This window comes from Kluyvera chengduensis (assembly GCF_044197065.1).
Classification (GTDB): Bacteria; Pseudomonadota; Gammaproteobacteria; order Enterobacterales; family Enterobacteriaceae; genus Kluyvera; species Kluyvera ascorbata_C.
The window spans coordinates 606,572-622,086 of the sequence record NZ_JBIQOI010000002.1 but is presented as its reverse complement, the minus strand read 5'-3'; the positions used below and the strand labels follow the sequence as shown (position 1 = coordinate 622,086).

At 60.5% G+C, this 15,515-nt stretch carries 12 protein-coding genes; all 12 read right to left on the bottom strand.

Annotated elements, in window-relative coordinates; translation table 11 throughout:
- Positions 1-7: 7 nt before the first annotated feature.
- The 12 genes from ACH1XZ_RS08660 to ACH1XZ_RS08605 are packed head-to-tail and all read right to left on the bottom strand — an operon-like array spanning position 8 to position 15,454.
- Complete coding sequence (locus ACH1XZ_RS08660; RefSeq protein WP_395595203.1) at positions 8-1,003, bottom strand: ABC transporter permease; 996 nt, start codon at positions 1,001-1,003, stop codon at positions 8-10.
- The gene (locus tag ACH1XZ_RS08655; protein WP_395595202.1) at positions 1,000-1,935 is read right to left on the bottom strand and encodes an ABC transporter permease; all 936 of its coding nucleotides are present in this window, start codon (positions 1,933-1,935) and stop codon (positions 1,000-1,002) included. Before ACH1XZ_RS08655 ends, ACH1XZ_RS08660 begins: the two co-directional genes overlap by 4 nt.
- Entirely contained in the window at positions 1,913-3,553 is a 1,641-nt protein-coding gene (locus ACH1XZ_RS08650; protein ID WP_395595201.1) for a dipeptide ABC transporter ATP-binding protein, read from the bottom strand. Before ACH1XZ_RS08650 ends, ACH1XZ_RS08655 begins: the two co-directional genes overlap by 23 nt.
- Positions 3,554-3,563: 10 nt before the next feature.
- Positions 3,564-5,318 (bottom strand): ABC transporter substrate-binding protein, encoded by a 1,755-nt coding sequence (locus ACH1XZ_RS08645; protein WP_395595200.1) that lies wholly within the window; start codon positions 5,316-5,318, stop codon positions 3,564-3,566.
- Positions 5,319-5,335: 17 nt separating this feature from the next.
- Positions 5,336-6,544 (bottom strand): GNAT family N-acetyltransferase, encoded by a 1,209-nt coding sequence (locus tag ACH1XZ_RS08640; RefSeq protein ID WP_395595199.1) that lies wholly within the window; start codon positions 6,542-6,544, stop codon positions 5,336-5,338.
- Between the two features lie 10 nt (positions 6,545-6,554).
- Positions 6,555-7,775 carry an acyl-CoA dehydrogenase family protein gene (locus tag ACH1XZ_RS08635; RefSeq protein ID WP_395595198.1) on the bottom strand — a complete coding sequence of 407 codons (1,221 nt, stop codon included), beginning with the start codon at positions 7,773-7,775 and terminating at the stop codon, positions 6,555-6,557.
- A 43-nt stretch (positions 7,776-7,818) separates the two neighbouring features.
- Positions 7,819-8,961 (bottom strand): LLM class flavin-dependent oxidoreductase, encoded by a 1,143-nt coding sequence (locus ACH1XZ_RS08630; RefSeq protein WP_395595197.1) that lies wholly within the window; start codon positions 8,959-8,961, stop codon positions 7,819-7,821.
- Positions 8,958-10,364 carry an LLM class flavin-dependent oxidoreductase gene (locus ACH1XZ_RS08625; RefSeq protein WP_395595196.1) on the bottom strand — a complete coding sequence of 469 codons (1,407 nt, stop codon included), beginning with the start codon at positions 10,362-10,364 and terminating at the stop codon, positions 8,958-8,960. The genes ACH1XZ_RS08630 and ACH1XZ_RS08625 overlap by 4 nt, the downstream gene beginning before the upstream one ends.
- 22 nt (positions 10,365-10,386) lie before the next feature.
- On the bottom strand, positions 10,387-12,030 hold the full coding sequence (locus ACH1XZ_RS08620; RefSeq protein ID WP_395595195.1) for a dipeptide ABC transporter ATP-binding protein: 1,644 nt from the start codon (positions 12,028-12,030) through the stop codon (positions 10,387-10,389).
- 12 nt (positions 12,031-12,042) lie between these two features.
- Positions 12,043-12,879 (bottom strand): ABC transporter permease, encoded by an 837-nt coding sequence (locus ACH1XZ_RS08615; protein WP_395595194.1) that lies wholly within the window; start codon positions 12,877-12,879, stop codon positions 12,043-12,045.
- Between the two features lie 2 nt (positions 12,880-12,881).
- Positions 12,882-13,835 carry an ABC transporter permease gene (locus ACH1XZ_RS08610; protein WP_395595193.1) on the bottom strand — a complete coding sequence of 318 codons (954 nt, stop codon included), beginning with the start codon at positions 13,833-13,835 and terminating at the stop codon, positions 12,882-12,884.
- Positions 13,832-15,454: an ABC transporter substrate-binding protein gene (locus ACH1XZ_RS08605; RefSeq protein ID WP_395595192.1), complete on the bottom strand. Its 1,623-nt coding sequence runs from the start codon at positions 15,452-15,454 to the stop codon at positions 13,832-13,834. Before ACH1XZ_RS08605 ends, ACH1XZ_RS08610 begins: the two co-directional genes overlap by 4 nt.
- Positions 15,455-15,515: the final 61 nt, after the last annotated feature.

Sequence of the window (15,515 nt, the reverse complement as noted above, 5' to 3'; positions counted from 1 at the left end):
CTTCGCGTTAGTGGGAATGACTACGCAAAAATGTCGCGTGGATAAGGTCGGTCAGTAAATTACAGACGATAAACACGCAGGCGGCGAAAATGGTGGTACCGATGACCACCGGGAAATCGCCGTCCAGCGCCGCATCGATGGCCAGTCGCCCGACGCCGTCAAGGCCGAACATCTTCTCGGTGACAATCGCCCCTCCCATAATGGCCGCCAGTTCCAGCCCGGTGAGCATCAATACCGGGCTAAGCGCCGGTTTTAGCGCATGGTCAAAATAGACGCGCCACTCGCGAACGCCTTTTGCCCGCGCGGTACGGATATAGTCCCGGTGCAGCACATCGAGCATACTGCTGCGTAGCACCCGCTGAAAAATACCGATCTCCGCCAACGCCAGCGTCAGCCACGGCAGGATCAGATGGCGAGCCCACTGCCATGGATCGTCACGAAACGCCACGTATCCCCCCGCCGGAAACCAGCCAATGTTGTGCAACGAGAGCTGATAGAACAGGAAGAAGATAATCAGCATTCCGCTGAGAAACGTCGGCAACGACAGCGCGATGTAAGCGAAGAGCGCCAGCACTCGGTCGATAAACCGTTCGCGATAGCGCGCGGCCAGTACGCCCGTCAGCAGTGAAATCGCCGTCCAGATGACCAGAGCTCCCAGCGCTAACGAAAGCGTGACGGGGACTTTCTCCAAAATCAACGGCGTGACCGGCGTCTGGAAACGGAACGAATAGCCGAGCGCGGGCGGCCAGTGCAGCATCCCGACCGGTGCGCCCTGAACATCCGGGCCGCGCAGCAGGAAATAGCGCAGTTGCTGATACCAGGGGTCATTCAGGTGCAGCGCGCGGGCAATGGCCTCAATGGCCTCCGGTGTGGCATTACGCGGTGCCAGCATGACCGCAGGGTCCTGATAGGCGATGCGGGTTAGCACAAAGGCCACAATCAGCACCAACAGCAGCGTCAGTCCGGTGCGCAGCAGGGTTTTAATGAGCGAAAAGAAAGTCATGGCTGTCGGCGCTCCAGATGAGGATCGAGGACGTTACGCAGGCCGCTGCTCAGGCAGTTAAAACCCAGTACCGTAAAGAAGAGCGCCAGCGCCGGAGCGGCTAAAAACCAGGGCTGCACCTGATACATGGCCGAACGCTGCACGTCGGCAATCATGTTGCCAAGGCTGGCGGCAGGGGCCGGGATACCCACGCCCAGAAAGGAGAGGGTAGCTTCGGCGATAGTATTGGTCGGTAGCTGAATAGCCCAGTAGACGCCCATCGTTGGCAGCACGCCGGGGATAATATCGCGCCATAAAATGCGCCACTGCGATACTCCCATCAGCGTGGCGGCTGAGACAAACTCCTGCTGGCGCAGATCCAGTACCAGTCCACGGCTGAGCCTTGCGAAGTAGCCCCAGGAGAAGAAGGTAATCACAAAGATAACTACCCACACCGGGTCGACGCGCGGCCCACTCTCGCCGCCCTGATTAAGTGCCAGCAGGCTTAACGCCGTCACCACAAACGGGAAGGAGAGCACCAGGTTTATCAACTGCTGGCAAAACGCATCGGTTTTGCCGCCGCGATAGCCGCCAATCAGCCCAACGAATAGGCCAATCACCATGGCGAGCGTGGTCGCGGGTACAGCGATGAACAATGAGACGCGGGTACCATAAAGGGTGCGTACCAACACATCGCGACCGTTATCGTCCGCACCCAGCGGAAAGGCGGCGGTGGGGCCAATGGGGATCCCCATATCCGACAGCGCGCTATCGCGAAACTGCTCGGTCTCACCGTGCCCCAACCAGACAGCGGTCAGCGGTGCTGCCAGCGCCGCCAGTACCATTAGCGCCACTATCACCAGCCCCCAACGGGCGCTGGGCTCCTGCCACAATCGTCGCCATAGTCCAGGGGCTGAGCGTTCTGGTGAATCAAAGAGCAACGGCAGCGTCATCGCGTATCTCCTTCGTTTCAAGCCAGGTGCGGCCCGGAATCGCTGCCAGCAGTTGGCGCGTCCATGGCTGCTGCGGCTGCTGGAATATCTGTTCAGTGCGGCCCTGTTCGATAATTCTCCCGGACTGCAACACCAGCACGCGGTCGCACAGTGCCGCCACGGCGTCGAGGTCGTGGGAGATAAACAGAATGGAAAGGCCGTAACGCTCACGCAGGCGGCTAAACAGCGAGATGATGCGGTGCTGGGTGGTGATATCCAGCGCCGATACCGCTTCGTCAGCCACGATAAGCCGGGGTTTCATCGCCAGCGCTCTGGCAATGACCACGCGCTGCCGCTGTCCGCCGGAAAGCTGTGACGGATAGCGGGAGGCCAGAGAATCCGGTAGCTCGACCTGCTCCAGCAGTTCAGCCACCGCCGCCCGCAGCGCGGCGGGTGAGAGCGGTTGGCCCTGTTCGCGCCGGGCGGTTAACTGGAGCGGCTGCGCCAGCGTATCGTCGATGCGCCGACGAGGATTGAGGCTGCTGTAAGGATCCTGAAAAACCATCTGTACTGCATGGCGAGCCGGATGATGGCTGCCCGGCATTCGCCAGGGCTGACCGGCGAAGGTCAGGTGGCCGTTGTCGGCGCGGTCGAGCCCGACCACAATCCGTCCCAGCGTGGTTTTACCGGAACCCGACTCGCCAACCAGCCCGAGGATCTCCCCCTCATGTATCGTGAAGCTAACATCGTCCAGCACTGGAGCGGTGGCCGCGCGGGACCACCATCGCGACGCTTTGGCAAAACGCCGCGAGGCCTGATGAACCTCAAGCAACGGCAGCTCTTCGCCGCTGCCAGCCAGCGAAGGTGAACGGGGATGCCAGCCCGCCTGCAGCAGTGAACGGGTGTAATCGTGGGCCGGTGCCGTAAACAGCGCTGCCGTTGCGCCCTGTTCGACAATTCTTCCTTGCTGCATCACCACAATACGGTCGGCAATATCCGCCACGACCCGCAAATTGTGGCTGATAAAGACCAGCGCGCAGCCGTGCTGATGCTGAAGGCGTTTGAGCAGGCGCAGAATCGACGCCTGTACGGTGGCATCCAGCGCCGTGGTGGGTTCGTCGGCGATAATCAGCTTAGGGTTGAGTGCAATGGCGATAGCAATCATCACCCGCTGACGCTGCCCGCCGGAGAACGCCGCCGGGCGGTCATGGTAGCGGCGGGCGGCATCGCGAATGCCCACTTCGTCGAGCAGCGCGACGACCCGCGCCCGTAGCGCCCGGCGGGGCATCCGCTGGTGGGCGAGGATGGCCTCTTCAATTTGCCGTCCCACGCTTTTGAGTGGGTGCAAATTGCTGAGTGGATCCTGCGATACATAGCCGATTTGCGCTCCGCGCAGCTGGCGAATTTGGTTCGCCGTGAAGGTGTGCAGCGGCAGGTCATTAAAGACAATTTCTCCCTGCACGCGCATCGCTGACGGTAACAGCCCCAGCACCGCCAGCAGGCTCAGGCTCTTCCCTGAGCCTGACTCGCCTACCACGGCCAGGGTTTCCCCTGGCTCGACGTGAAAACCGACCTCCCTGACCAGCGCGGTGCGTGGGTCAAGGCTAATCGTTAAGTTGCGTACATTGAGTAGTGGCATCACGTCTCCGTTACGGCTTCAGCGCAATGTTGGTGATATCAGCCTGGGTGGCCAGCGACGACCACGTCCAGTGGGTCACCCGGTCAGAGGTCACCGCAATGCGGCGCTTCTCAAACAGCGGGATCCACGGCAGGTCGGCGGAGACTAGCTGGTCAGCCTGCTGCCAGATAGGACCGGGGTTATCGGAACCATAGGCCTGTTTTGCCAGTTGATTCAGCTTGTCGTTGCTGTAGCAGATGGCGTAAACGTTACCGCGTCCGCACGGTGAGGCGTCCGAGTTCAGCCAGCCGCCGAGCAGCATACGGGTTGCCGGGCCTTGCCAGTCAGGAGAGGTCTGCCCGAGCGCGAGATCCCAACGGTTTTCCGGGCTTTGCAGATAGGCCATAAACTGCGGCGGCGGTACTGGGATCAGGTTCAGGCGAATCCCCGCGCGGGCCAGATCTTCTTTAAGGATCACCGCCAGGGTGCTGAACTGATTGTTGGCACGGTAGACCAGATCCAGCGCCAGCCCGTCGTTAAGCCCGGCTTCCTTAAGCAACGCTTTGGCTTTTTCCGGGCTGCCTTTACTGTCCGGCGTAGCATAAGGATCAAAGGCTTCGTGTCCAAGCAGGGTGCTGGTGATGATTTGTCCCAGCGGCAGGGCGGCAATTTTTCCACCCTGCGCTTGAACCAGGTGTGCTTTATTCACCGCATAGGCCAGCGCCTGGCGGACTTTCAGATTGCGTAGCGCCGTTGCGCCAGCGCTTTTAGCCTGCGGCTGGGCGTTGATGGCGATAAAGTTTGCCGCGCCGCTGTTGGCGGCGTGCAGATTCGGGCTTTTCTGCACCAGATACTGACGCACGGCGGCCTGTGGCGGCACGTCGAGGTACAGCGATAAATCAGCGTCGCCCGCCTGAATACGCTGGATCACGCTATCTTCGTTGTTGCCGGTAAAGCTCACCTCAATAGCATCCACCCAGGCTTTACGCGCCGGGTCTTCCGCATGGTTGTAGTTTGCGACCTTTTTCAGCACCAGCTTCTGCCCGCTGGCGTAGCTTGCGACCTCATACGGGCCGCTGGACGGGAAGTTTTTGCGAAACTCCTGTGAATCCGGGAAATAGAGGGAGGCGACCTCTTCCGGCAGCGGCGTGACGAAGTTCATCGACAGAATATTTAGGAAATCGTAGTTCTTGCTGTCGGAGCGCAGCACCAGCGTTTTATCGTCCGGCGCGCTAACGCCAGCAATGTCGTGGCTGTCGATAAACGCTTTGCTGGCCACGAGATCGCCAGTGGCAACCTTGCTGAAATCTTTGCAATAGTCGGCAAAGCCGGAGAAGGCGAGGTTGAAGTAGTTCACCGCCGCCACCTGCTTGTTCGGGTCGCAGAAGCGTTTGATGGCGTAGACAAAGTCTTTGGCCACAATCGGGCGAGTGGTCGGCCCGGCGTAGTGAATGCCGTCGCGCAGATGGAAAGTGTAGGTTTTACCATCGGCGCTGACGTCCCATGATTTCGCCAGATCGCCCACCAGCGTGGTGTCGTCCTTCAGGCTTTTCGGCGAGCCGGGGTAGGTGACCAACTGACGGGTTACCGCCCGCAGGATCTCCCAGGAGTCGACCGAATAACCGGTCAGCGGATCAAACGCGTCCAGATCCGGCTGTAGCGAGGCTATCTTCAGCGTCCCGCCGGGCTGGGGGGCCGCCTCATCGGCAAGGGCCGGGGCTACTGCGCCCAATAACAGGGCGGCGGAAAGCGTTTGGCCCACCAGAGGCCAACGAATGCTGTGCATAAAAATCTCCAGAAAAATTAGAAGAAGATCCCTGACCAGGGATGTTCATGACAGGCCAGCAGACGCGCTAAGCGTGCCGCTGCCTGAGAATGGTGAAGGTCTACCCGTTGGGCGGCAGCAAGCTGCCACGGCGTGTACTCGCCGAGCAGCAGCATCGCCAGGCTATCGATGCTGAGCGAAATATCAGGCGGGCTGGCGCTGCGCTGTACGCCGTCCGGAGTCAGCCGCCAGACGCCATGGTTGGCGGCGATCCACGGATCGTCAATTGCCAGCGTGACCGCTTCGCCGTCGCCATAGCGTCGGGCGTTGAGCGTTTGCTCGACGTTAATCACTCGTAGCCAGCTCTCATCCACCCGGGCGCGCTGCTGCACCGCCCGAGGGTTGTCCAGCAGCAGAGGCAGGGCATCATCCACCGGGCGATGGGGCAGTTCGACGTAGCGGGCGATGTCGAGCTGTAGCAAAAAGCCCAGTAGCTGTGCCTCCAGTTGCGGGTCGGCAGCGTGCAGGTCGTCCACCACCAGCGTGCGTTCGGTGCTGTAGAGCCAATTTTCGTCGGCTCTGGCGTGATAGCGGACAAAACCCTGCGGCTCGCCGTGATGTAGCACCACGGCCACATAGTGATTCAGATGGCTGTGCGCCAGCCGATGCTGTTGCAATGCCCACCACTGCGGCCAGCGGCTGAGCGTACCGGCGCGGGCGAGCGGGTAGCGGGCCACGATATCCCGTAGTACCTCCCAGCCGTCGGCGGCGACAAGCAATCGGATGTTGCCGTCTGCCGTCGGTAGAGCGGGAAGTTCGCGCTTATCAATACGCAACTCCTGCGCCGCTGTGGCGACGCCGTAGCCAAAGCGACCGTAGATTGTTCCCTGTGAGGCGCGCAGCGAGGCCACGGCGACGCCCTGCTGGTGGAGATCCGCCAACTGACGAGCAAACAGCGTGCGCAGTACGCCGCGTCGGCTCACGTGCGGTAATACGCCGACGTGGGTGACGGCGGCGTGGGGCACGCGCTGGCCGCCCGGCAGAGTCAGTTCGCCGGGGAAGCTGTTAGTGGTCCCCACCAATTGCCCGTCGAGCCAGGCACCGTAGACCCTTCCAGGTACTACGTAGCGCTCAGCCCACTCGCTAACCGGCGTGACGCCGCCCGGTAGGCCAAACATCGCCTGGCGAAACACGGCGGCAGCGGCGAGCAGGTTCGCGGGGTCGTCGATAATCCGAATCTCCGGCATGGTCATGTCCTTAGCGCTTCGGTGGCGCGTAAACGCGCGGTGTTGGCAGCTTGCCGCTTAACACATAATCGCCCACTTCACGGGTGCGGTAGGCCACCGGGTCGTGCAGAGTGTGGGTGCGGACGTTGCGCCAGAAAACGTCCAGCCCGTACTGGTTGCTGGTGGAGCGCCCGCCGGTCAGCTCATAGATTTCATGGCTGATTTTCAGCGCCACGTTGTTGGCAATAACCTTGGCCTGGTCGGTCAGCAGCGCCAGTTCGCCCCATTGCGCTTCAGTCAGCGCATCGCCCGCGTGGAAGGCATCCTGGAAGGCCTGGGCGGTTTTTTCCGCCAGCGCAATCCCGGCGGCCAGATCGGACGCGAGTTCGCCCGCTTTCAGGCGGTGGTACGGGTCTTCCAGCGCGCTTTCGACGCCGGATTCCGGCCACGGGCGCACGGTGTCGCGGAAGTAGATTGCAGCCTGCTTCAGCGCGCCTTCGGCAATGCCGAGGTAGAAATGAACGAAAATCAACTGGCTGAACTGGTTGCGCAGCGCGTTGCGCAGCAGCGCACTCTCTGGCTTCTCTTCCAGCCCGGTCAGGCGATCCTTCTCTTGCAGGCGCAGGCGGTTAAACTCCAGCGTACCGCTGGCGGTCAGGCGCTGTCCGAGGTTATCCCAGTCGTCATTAAAGGTGATGCCCGGTTGGTCGGCGGTGACCTGGTACTGCACCAGTTGATCTTCCACCCACACGGCGATGGTCATCACCTGAGAGACGGCCGCGCCGGTAGCGAAGGTTCGGCGTCCGGTGACGTACAGGTCGCTACCGTCCCACTCCAGCTTCAGGCGCGGATCGCGCGGGTTACTGATGCTTGACTGGAACCAGCCGTCGTTGGCGACGCCGCGGGCAATAAACTCCCACTGCTCGCGGTTGCCGAGAATGTAGCTCCACACGCCGTTAGAGTAGTGATAGGTGATGAGCTGGCCCAGCGAGCCGTCGGCGGCGGAAATGATGCGGCCAATTTCCAGCGCCTGTACCAGATTGGCGCCACCACCGCCGAGTGATTTTGGTACGGCCAGCTTCAGCAGGCCACTTTGACGCAGCCAGTCAATTTCTTCAAACGGGTGCTTATTGGCTCGGTCGCGTTCCTGTAAGGTCGCGTACAGGCGATCCGCGACCTCCTGGGCTACCGTTTTCCAGTGGGCGAATTCCTGGTGGTCAAGTCCTGCATAAATGTCCTGAGCGTGGCTCATGGTTTCTCTCCTGAGTGCTTATTTGCGATGTTTTTATGGTTAATTACGGTGATGCCAGCAATCCGCTGCGACGTAGCAGGGCTCCTGCGCCCTCGGCAAACCAGTAAGCCTCTTCAAGGTGCGGCTGACCGGATAAAATAAAGTGCTCAATGCCTATGCTGTGGAAGGCCTGGATCTTCTCCGCCACCTGCTGATGGCTGCCGACAATGGCGGTGCCGACGCCACCGCGCACCAGCCCGTAGCCGCTCCAGATGTTGGGTGCAATCTCCAGCAGGCGAACGTTGTCCGGGTTCACCTGATCGGCTGAAATATCGTCCAGCAGCGCGCTCATGCGTTTTTGACCGACGGATTCGGTGCGTCCCAGCAGGGTTTGCGCACTGCGGATACGCTCCGGCGTAATGCCGTTCAACAGTCGCGCCGCTTCGCGCCAGGCCTCCTCTTCGGTATCCCGGCTGATAACATGAAAACGGATACCGAAGCGCGGTGTGCGACCCTGAGCGCGGGCCAGCGTGCGAACGATGTCCAACTGCGGGGCGACCTGCTCAGGCGGTTCACCCCAGCTAATCCAGGTATCTGCCTGAGCAGCGGCGACCTGCTGTGCCGCCGGGCTGGAACCGCCGAAAAAGACCGGTGGGACGGGCCACGGCGAGGGCAGCAGAGTGGCCTGTTCCAACTGATAGTGTTCGCCGTGAAAGTCGAACGGCTGGCCGTTATTCCGGGCATGGCTAACGCCTTTAAAGGCGGCAATAAATTCGCTGCTGCGGGCGTAGCGATGATCGTGATCCAGCCTGTCGCCATAGCGACGCTGTTCGATCGGGTCGCCGCCGGTGACGATGTTGATCATCAGCCGCCCCTCGGTCAGACGCTGGAAGCTGGCGGCCTGGTGCGCGGCAAGCGTGGGGGAGATAAAACCGGGGCGGAACGCGACGATAAATTTCAGTCGTTCGGTGTGCTGGCTGATGGCCATGGTGGATAGCCAGGCATCTTCGCACCAGCTTCCGGTGGGCGTGAGTACCCCTTCAAAGCCCAGCCGTTCAGCACTGCGGGCGATGTCGATCAGGTAATCGAGCGTTGCCGGGCGGAACTGCCCGCTTATGCCGCTGATGTGCTGCGAGTCGTCGCCTGCGCCAACGATCCCCCGGCTGTCACCGTTGGTTGGCAGATACCAATGCAAATGAATGCTCATTTCGCCTCCTCCACGTAGTGGGTGTCGAGGTGGCGGAATTGGGTGCCGGGATGATCGTCGCGCAGTGTTATTTGCCCCTCGCCCTGTAGGCGCTCGCGCAGGGTCAGCGACGAACCGTCGACGCGGCGCATGCGCCCGCGAGCCTGAAGCTCAGGTACCACCCAACGGACAAAGTCTTCAAAGCTGCCGGGGCTGATGGCGTAGGCGAGATTGAAACCGTCGACGCCGGACGCATCGGCAAATGCCTCCAGCGCATCGGCCACGGTCTGCGGGCTACCGACCAGCGTCGGATGAATACCGCCGATGGCGATGTAGCGACTAATATCGCCTACCGTCCACTGACGTTCGGCATCAATGCGGGTCAGCCCGGCCAGCGCCGAGCGGCTGGCGTTGGTTTCAATGTATTTGAGCGGTTCATCCAGCGCCCAGCCGGACCAGTCCACTCCGGTCCAGGCGGAGAACAGCGCCAGCGCAGCTTCCTGGCTGGCGTAGCTGAGGTAATCCTGGAATTTGGCGTGCGCCTTGTCGTCATCGTCGTCGACCACCACGCTAATGGCGGTAATAAAGCGAATGGCGTCAGCGGCGCGTCCCTGTTGATGCGCAAGGGTGCGAATTTTATCGATGTTCTGAGCGATGGCCTGTGGCGTGGTGCCGCCGAGGAATACCACTTCGGCATTCTGCGCGGCAAACAGGCGGCCGCGATCGGAGGTGCCCGCCTGGAATAGCACCGGCGTCCGCTGTGGGCTCGGTTCAGAAAGATGCGCGTCCGGCACCGTGAACCAGCGGCCCTGATGGCGGATTGGATGCACTTTGCTCGGGTCAGTATAGACCCCGGCGTGGCGATCACGGCGAACGGCGCCGTCTTCCCATGAGCCTTCCCACAGTTTGTAGGTCACCTCAAGAAACTCCTGCGCCCGTTCATAGCGCTCGTCATGATCCATCTGTTTTTCCAGCCCGAGGTTACGGGCAGCGGACTCCAGAACCGAGGTGACAATATTCCACGCCACCCGGCCTTTGGTCAGGTGATCGAGCGTGGTGAACTTGCGTGCCAGCAGATAGGGGTGCTCGTAGGTGGTCGAGAGCGTAATGCCGAAACCGAGTTGGCGGGTGGCGGCGGCCATCGCTGACACCAGCAGCAAAGGATCGTTAACCGGGGACTGTGCGGCGGTACGCAGGGCTGCGTCGGGCTTGCCCTGATAGACGTCAATCTGTCCCAGCGCATCGGCGATAAACATGGCGTCGAATCCGGCGTTGTCGAGTAGACGAGCAATATGCAACCAGTAGTCGAGGGTGGTGTATTCGCTTGCGCGATCGTCCGGGTGTCGCCACAGCCCGGCGGAAACGTGGCCGACGACGTTCATCATAAATCCATTGAATAACAACTGTTTTTTGGCGCTTGTCATAGTGCGTCCTTAGTCAAAAAGGTCAGGCAAAACGTTTTAACGCGGTATCTGCGTTGCCGGAGGGCAGCAGATAGTTGGCGTCCAGCAACTGCTGGGTGACCGGATGGCGGTCGGCGGCGTACAGTTCGTGGCGTGCGAAATCATCCACCACGATGCCGTGCGCCATGACTACGATGCGCTGGCAGAACTGCGACACCAGCGCGAGGTTATGGCTGATAAACAGGCAGGTCAGCGCATGCTGTTGGTGCATCCGGGTTAAGAGGGTCATAACCTGCGCCTGAACCGTGAGATCAAGCGCAGAAGTGGGTTCATCCAGCAGCAGGATGCTGGGGTTAACCACCAGCGCACGGGCGATATTGGCGCGCTGGCGCTGGCCGCCGGAAAGCTGGTGGGGGAAGCGCTGCAGCAGTGCGGCATCCAGACCCACTTCTGCAAATAGCGTCGTCGCGCGCGCGACGGCCTGTGGGCGATCCGCTGCTGTACCCAGACGAAACTGCGGGCGTACCAGCTGTTCTTCCAGCGTCAGGCGCGGGTTGAAGGACGCGAGACTATCCTGAAAAACGCACTGCAGCTGGTGGCGCAGCGCGGTCACCGAGGCGGGGTTGCTGCTACCGTCCACCACGTTGCCGGCCAGACGCAGCTCGCCCCGGCTGGCCGGCACCAGCTGCGCCAGAAGGCGCGCCAGCGTTGATTTTCCGGAACCCGATTCGCCGATAATGCCGACAATCTCACCGCGTGCGACGTCGAGGTTGATGCCGTCCACCGCCGTGGTGGTGACTTTTTTCGGCCACCAGCCGGTGGTTTCCCGACGCCAGAAGTCGCGCCCCAACCCCCGGGCTTGCAGCAGTGGTGTGCCCGTAGGATGCGGGGTGAGCAGTGGAGCGGTGTTGGGGTAGGGTACTGCCGCCAGCAGTGACTGGGTATAGGGATGCTGAGGCGCGGCGATCAGCGCCTTCGTGGTGTTGCTCTCGATGATTTTCCCCTGCCGCATGACCGCCACGCGGTCGCTGAGTTCGGCGACGACGCCGAAATCGTGGGTGATAATCAGCATCGCCATCTGCTGCTGTTGGCACAGCGCTTTGAGCAATTGCAGTACTTCGCGCTGTACGGTCGCATCCAGCGCCGTGGTGGGTTCGTCGGCAATCAGCAAGCGAGGGCGGCACATCGCCGCCAGCGCAATCAGCACCCGCTGGCGCATCCCGCCGGAGAGCTGGTGTGGAAAGCGCGACATCACCTGCTCCGGCTCGCGGATTTTCATCCGCGTGAGCCACGCCAGCGCGGCTTCGCGTAGCGCGGTGCGCCCCAGCTCCGGGTGCAGGCGCTTCAGGTTGTGCTGAAGCTGTTTGCCGATGCGCCACGATGGGTCGAGGGTCGAGAGCGAGTTCTGAAACACCATCGCAATCTCGTGGCCGCGCAGACGGTTTAGCTGCGCGGTGGACTGGTGCAGCAATGGCTTGCCGTCAAAGGTAATGCTGCCGCTGACCGTTACCTGTGAAGCAGGGAGCAGACCGAGGATTGCCGCCGCCGTTACGCTCTTACCGGAGCCTGACTCGCCCGCCAGCGCCAGGATTTCACCCGGCGCAATGGTCAGGGAAATGTCGTCGACCGCCTGCACGTTCTGGTGGTGGAACAGCACGTTCAGATGGGAAATGGTTAACAGACTCATTGTCGTCTCCCCTTACTGATAAGGATCGAGGAGATCGCGCAGGCCATCTCCTAACCAGTTAAACGCCAGCGACAGCAGAACGATCGCCACGGCAGGCGCAGTCGCGATATGGGGAGCACCGAAGATCATCATCTGCGCGCCTTCGCCAACCATTCGCCCCCAGTCAGCCTGCGGCGGCTGGACGCCGAGGCCCAGGAAACTCAGCCCGGCGAGGAACACCACCATGCCGCCGAGCAGCGAGGTGGTGTACACCAGCAGCGGGGTGGCGACATTGGGTAAGATTTCGCGAAACAGAATGTCGCGGCTGCTCGCCCCTTGTGCGCGCAGCGCTTCGACGTACTCTTTCGCCACCTCGGTACGGGTATCGCGATAGACCACACGGGTGAGATAGGGGATTACGCTGCAAATCAGGGTGATAATTAGCGTGGGGTAGCCGCTGCCCAGCACCGCCGACAGACCAATCGCCAGTAGCACCATGGGGAAGGCGAACAGCATGTCCATGGTACGCATAATCAGCTCGGAGAAGGCCGAGGCGCGAAAGCCCGCCAGTAGACCGAGCGCCAGGCTGACTAGCGCGGCAAAGACTATCGGTAGCACCGACGCGGCGAGAATCGTGCGCCCGCCCCAAATCAGTCGGCTGGTGATATCGCGCCCCTGATTATCAAGACCCAACAGATGTCCCGGTGTGCCCGGTGGAGCAAGGCGCAGGCCGTCAAACGATACTAGCGGGTCGTAGGGCGCAACCCACGGTGCGGCGAGGGAAAGCACCACGGCGGTCAGAAAAATCCCCAGTCCGAGCAGCGCCAGCCCGTGTCGGGAAAGCCGACGCAGGAACGTTGAAACAGTCATGATTAACGGGCTCCTTCGTGGCGGGGATCCAGCCAGTCCTGTAGGACATCGCTTATCAGGTTAACGGCGAGGAAGCAGGCGGCAATCAGCATCACGCCGGTCTGGATGGTGGGGTAATCCTGTCCCGCAGCAGCGTTATAAAGCTGAGTGCCAATACCCGGCCAGGCGAAGATCTTCTCGATAAAAATCACGCCGCTGAGCAGGTAGCCAATTTGCAATCCGGTAATGCTGACGATAGGAGCCAGCAGGTTGCGACCCAGGTGCCGCCACAGCAGACGGGGCGTGGAATAGCCGAGCGCCCGGTAGGTGCGGATATAGTCGGCCTGCATAATCCCGATAACGCTGTTACGGACCTGGCGGGCGAGGATCAGCATTGAAATCAGCGCCGTTGATAGGGCCGGCAAAAACAGATGGTGCAGCAGGTCAACAAGGCCCCGGTCTCCGCGCATGTCATACATGCCAGATACCGGAAACCAGTGCAGCTTGACGGCAAACAGCCAGATGAAAAACACCGCCAGCCAGAAGATGGGCACGTTGTGGGCGAGCTGAACCACCAGCATCACCAGACGGTCGCGCCGCGTACCCTGCCACAGCCCACATACCACGCCGATAATCACGCCGGGGATCAGGCACAGCAGCACGGCGGCAACGGTCAGGATAACCGTATTGGCAAACGCCCCGCCGAGCACGTCGGCTACCGGCGTACGCATGGTGAGCGACATTCCCCAATCGCCGCTGAACAGGTTTTTCACCCACAGCAGATACTGCACCGCAGCCGGTTTATCCAGTCCGTAGACGTGACGAATTTGTTCGATAGCCTCGGCGGAGAGCTGTCCTGCTAGCGCGTTGGCGATCGGGTCGCCAGGCACCAGCTTGGCAATCAGAAACACCAGCAGCGAGATCAAAAACAGCAGCGGCACCGTCTGCACAAGCCGCAACAGCAGCAGGCGAGTCATGGTTTCAACCACACTTGGGTCAGGTCGTAGAAATTCTGCGCCGGAACGTTAAAGCCCTGCACGGCCGGTGAGGTGGTAAACACACGGTTAAGCTCCAGCAGTGGCACAAACGCCGCCTGTTGCTGGAACTGCTGGTTCACCTGATGCCACAGCGCCAACGCTTTTGGCTTGTCGGTGGTGATGCTCGCCTGCGCAATCAACGGCGCGACGTCGGTAATCACCTTCTCGCCTTTGCCACGCGAAACCACGTAGTTTTTCCACGCGACGTTTAACCACTGCGGGCTAATCAGCCCCCATTCCATGGTAAATAGCCCGGTGTCGTCCGCCAGGTTTGCCAGATGAGAGCTATAGGTTATCCACTCCTGCGAGACGACCTTAACGGTAATGCCCACTTTGCTGAGATCGCGTTGGATCCACTCAATAACCGGCTGATTCTGGTCGTAGGTGATGATGGTAAAGCTGACTTCACCAGGTTTGAATCCCGCATCGGCCAGCAGTTTTTTGGCGCCTTCCGGGTCGTAGGTGTAGTCTTTTTGCGATGCCAGGAACGCTTCGTTGGAGCGGTTGAGAATGCTATAGCTCGCCACCGCGTGGCCGTTAAGCAATGATTTCACCAGCTCCTCACGGTTGATGGCTTTAATCACCGCCTGACGCACCGCCAACTGGCTGGTGTACTTATTGGCGAAGTTCCAGCCGAGGAATAGCTGGTTGGCTTCGGTGCTGTCGTGCACCGTATAGCCGCTTTGCGTCAGCAGGTCGACGGCGTCGGTTGGCGTACGGGAGAGAATGTCGACCTGGCCCGATTGCAGGGCGCTCACGCCGGTGCTGCCGTCGAGGATTGGGCGGAAAATTAGCCGTTCCATATAGGGTTTTTTGCCCCACCAATCGTCATTGCGCAGCAGTTCGGTGCGGTCGTTACGCACCCGCAGCACAAAGCGGTAAGGCCCGGTGCCGGTAGGGTGATCCGCCAGCCCGTCTTGCCCCCATTTTTGTAAGGCGGCAGGGCTGAAGATGCCGGACACCCAGTTGCCTTGCGGCAGAAAGCGCAGGAAATCCGGGAACGGTTGATTAAAGGTGTAGCGCACGGTGAGGGGGTCAACGACCTCAATTGATTTCAAGTCGTGATAAACCTGAGCCATGGTGGCCTGCGAACGGGCGTCGAAGTATTCAAACTGCGGATCGGTAAAGCGACGGACGTTAAAACGTACCGCTTCGGCGTCAAACGTGGTGCCGTCGTGGAATTTAACCCCTTCGCGCAGATGGAAGGTGAAGACCGTCGCATTGTCATTAATTTCCCAATGGGTGGCCAGGCCGGGAATAATTGGTGGGGTGCCTTTCGCCGCTGGGACGGATAAATCTTCCGCGACCAGCGATTCATAAATATGTTTATCCACCCGATAGGTTTCATAAGAATATTGGCGGTTGGGATCGTAAATAGTCGGTTCCAGTGCCTGACCAATAATTAATGTCTTGCCATAGCGCGACTTTTCATCGGTGTCATCTGCAAATGACAACGCCGGGACGCCTAATCCCATCACTAATGTGGTAGAAATAGCGGTGAGCTGTAATAACTTACGGCGGGATAGCGATATCCCGGCGATAATTTCTTTTTTATTCATAGCGATGTCCGATGTGCAAAGCAGGTGTTTTTATATTTTGTCAGTCGTTTTTTATGTTGAT

Excerpts from the sequence above, each read along its gene's own strand:
- ACH1XZ_RS08660 (WP_395595203.1), bottom strand. The coding sequence starts at position 1,003 with ATGACTTTCTTTTCGCTCATTAAAACCCTGCTGCGCACCGGACTGACG.
- ACH1XZ_RS08655 (WP_395595202.1), bottom strand. The coding sequence starts at position 1,935 with ATGACGCTGCCGTTGCTCTTTGATTCACCAGAACGCTCAGCCCCTGGA.
- ACH1XZ_RS08650 (WP_395595201.1), bottom strand. The coding sequence starts at position 3,553 with ATGCCACTACTCAATGTACGCAACTTAACGATTAGCCTTGACCCACGC.
- ACH1XZ_RS08645 (WP_395595200.1), bottom strand. The coding sequence starts at position 5,318 with ATGCACAGCATTCGTTGGCCTCTGGTGGGCCAAACGCTTTCCGCCGCC.
- ACH1XZ_RS08640 (WP_395595199.1), bottom strand. The coding sequence starts at position 6,544 with ATGCCGGAGATTCGGATTATCGACGACCCCGCGAACCTGCTCGCCGCT.
- ACH1XZ_RS08635 (WP_395595198.1), bottom strand. The coding sequence starts at position 7,775 with ATGAGCCACGCTCAGGACATTTATGCAGGACTTGACCACCAGGAATTC.
- ACH1XZ_RS08630 (WP_395595197.1), bottom strand. The coding sequence starts at position 8,961 with ATGAGCATTCATTTGCATTGGTATCTGCCAACCAACGGTGACAGCCGG.
- ACH1XZ_RS08625 (WP_395595196.1), bottom strand. The coding sequence starts at position 10,364 with ATGACAAGCGCCAAAAAACAGTTGTTATTCAATGGATTTATGATGAAC.
- ACH1XZ_RS08620 (WP_395595195.1), bottom strand. The coding sequence starts at position 12,030 with ATGAGTCTGTTAACCATTTCCCATCTGAACGTGCTGTTCCACCACCAG.
- ACH1XZ_RS08615 (WP_395595194.1), bottom strand. The coding sequence starts at position 12,879 with ATGACTGTTTCAACGTTCCTGCGTCGGCTTTCCCGACACGGGCTGGCG.
- ACH1XZ_RS08610 (WP_395595193.1), bottom strand. The coding sequence starts at position 13,835 with ATGACTCGCCTGCTGCTGTTGCGGCTTGTGCAGACGGTGCCGCTGCTG.
- ACH1XZ_RS08605 (WP_395595192.1), bottom strand. The coding sequence starts at position 15,454 with ATGAATAAAAAAGAAATTATCGCCGGGATATCGCTATCCCGCCGTAAG.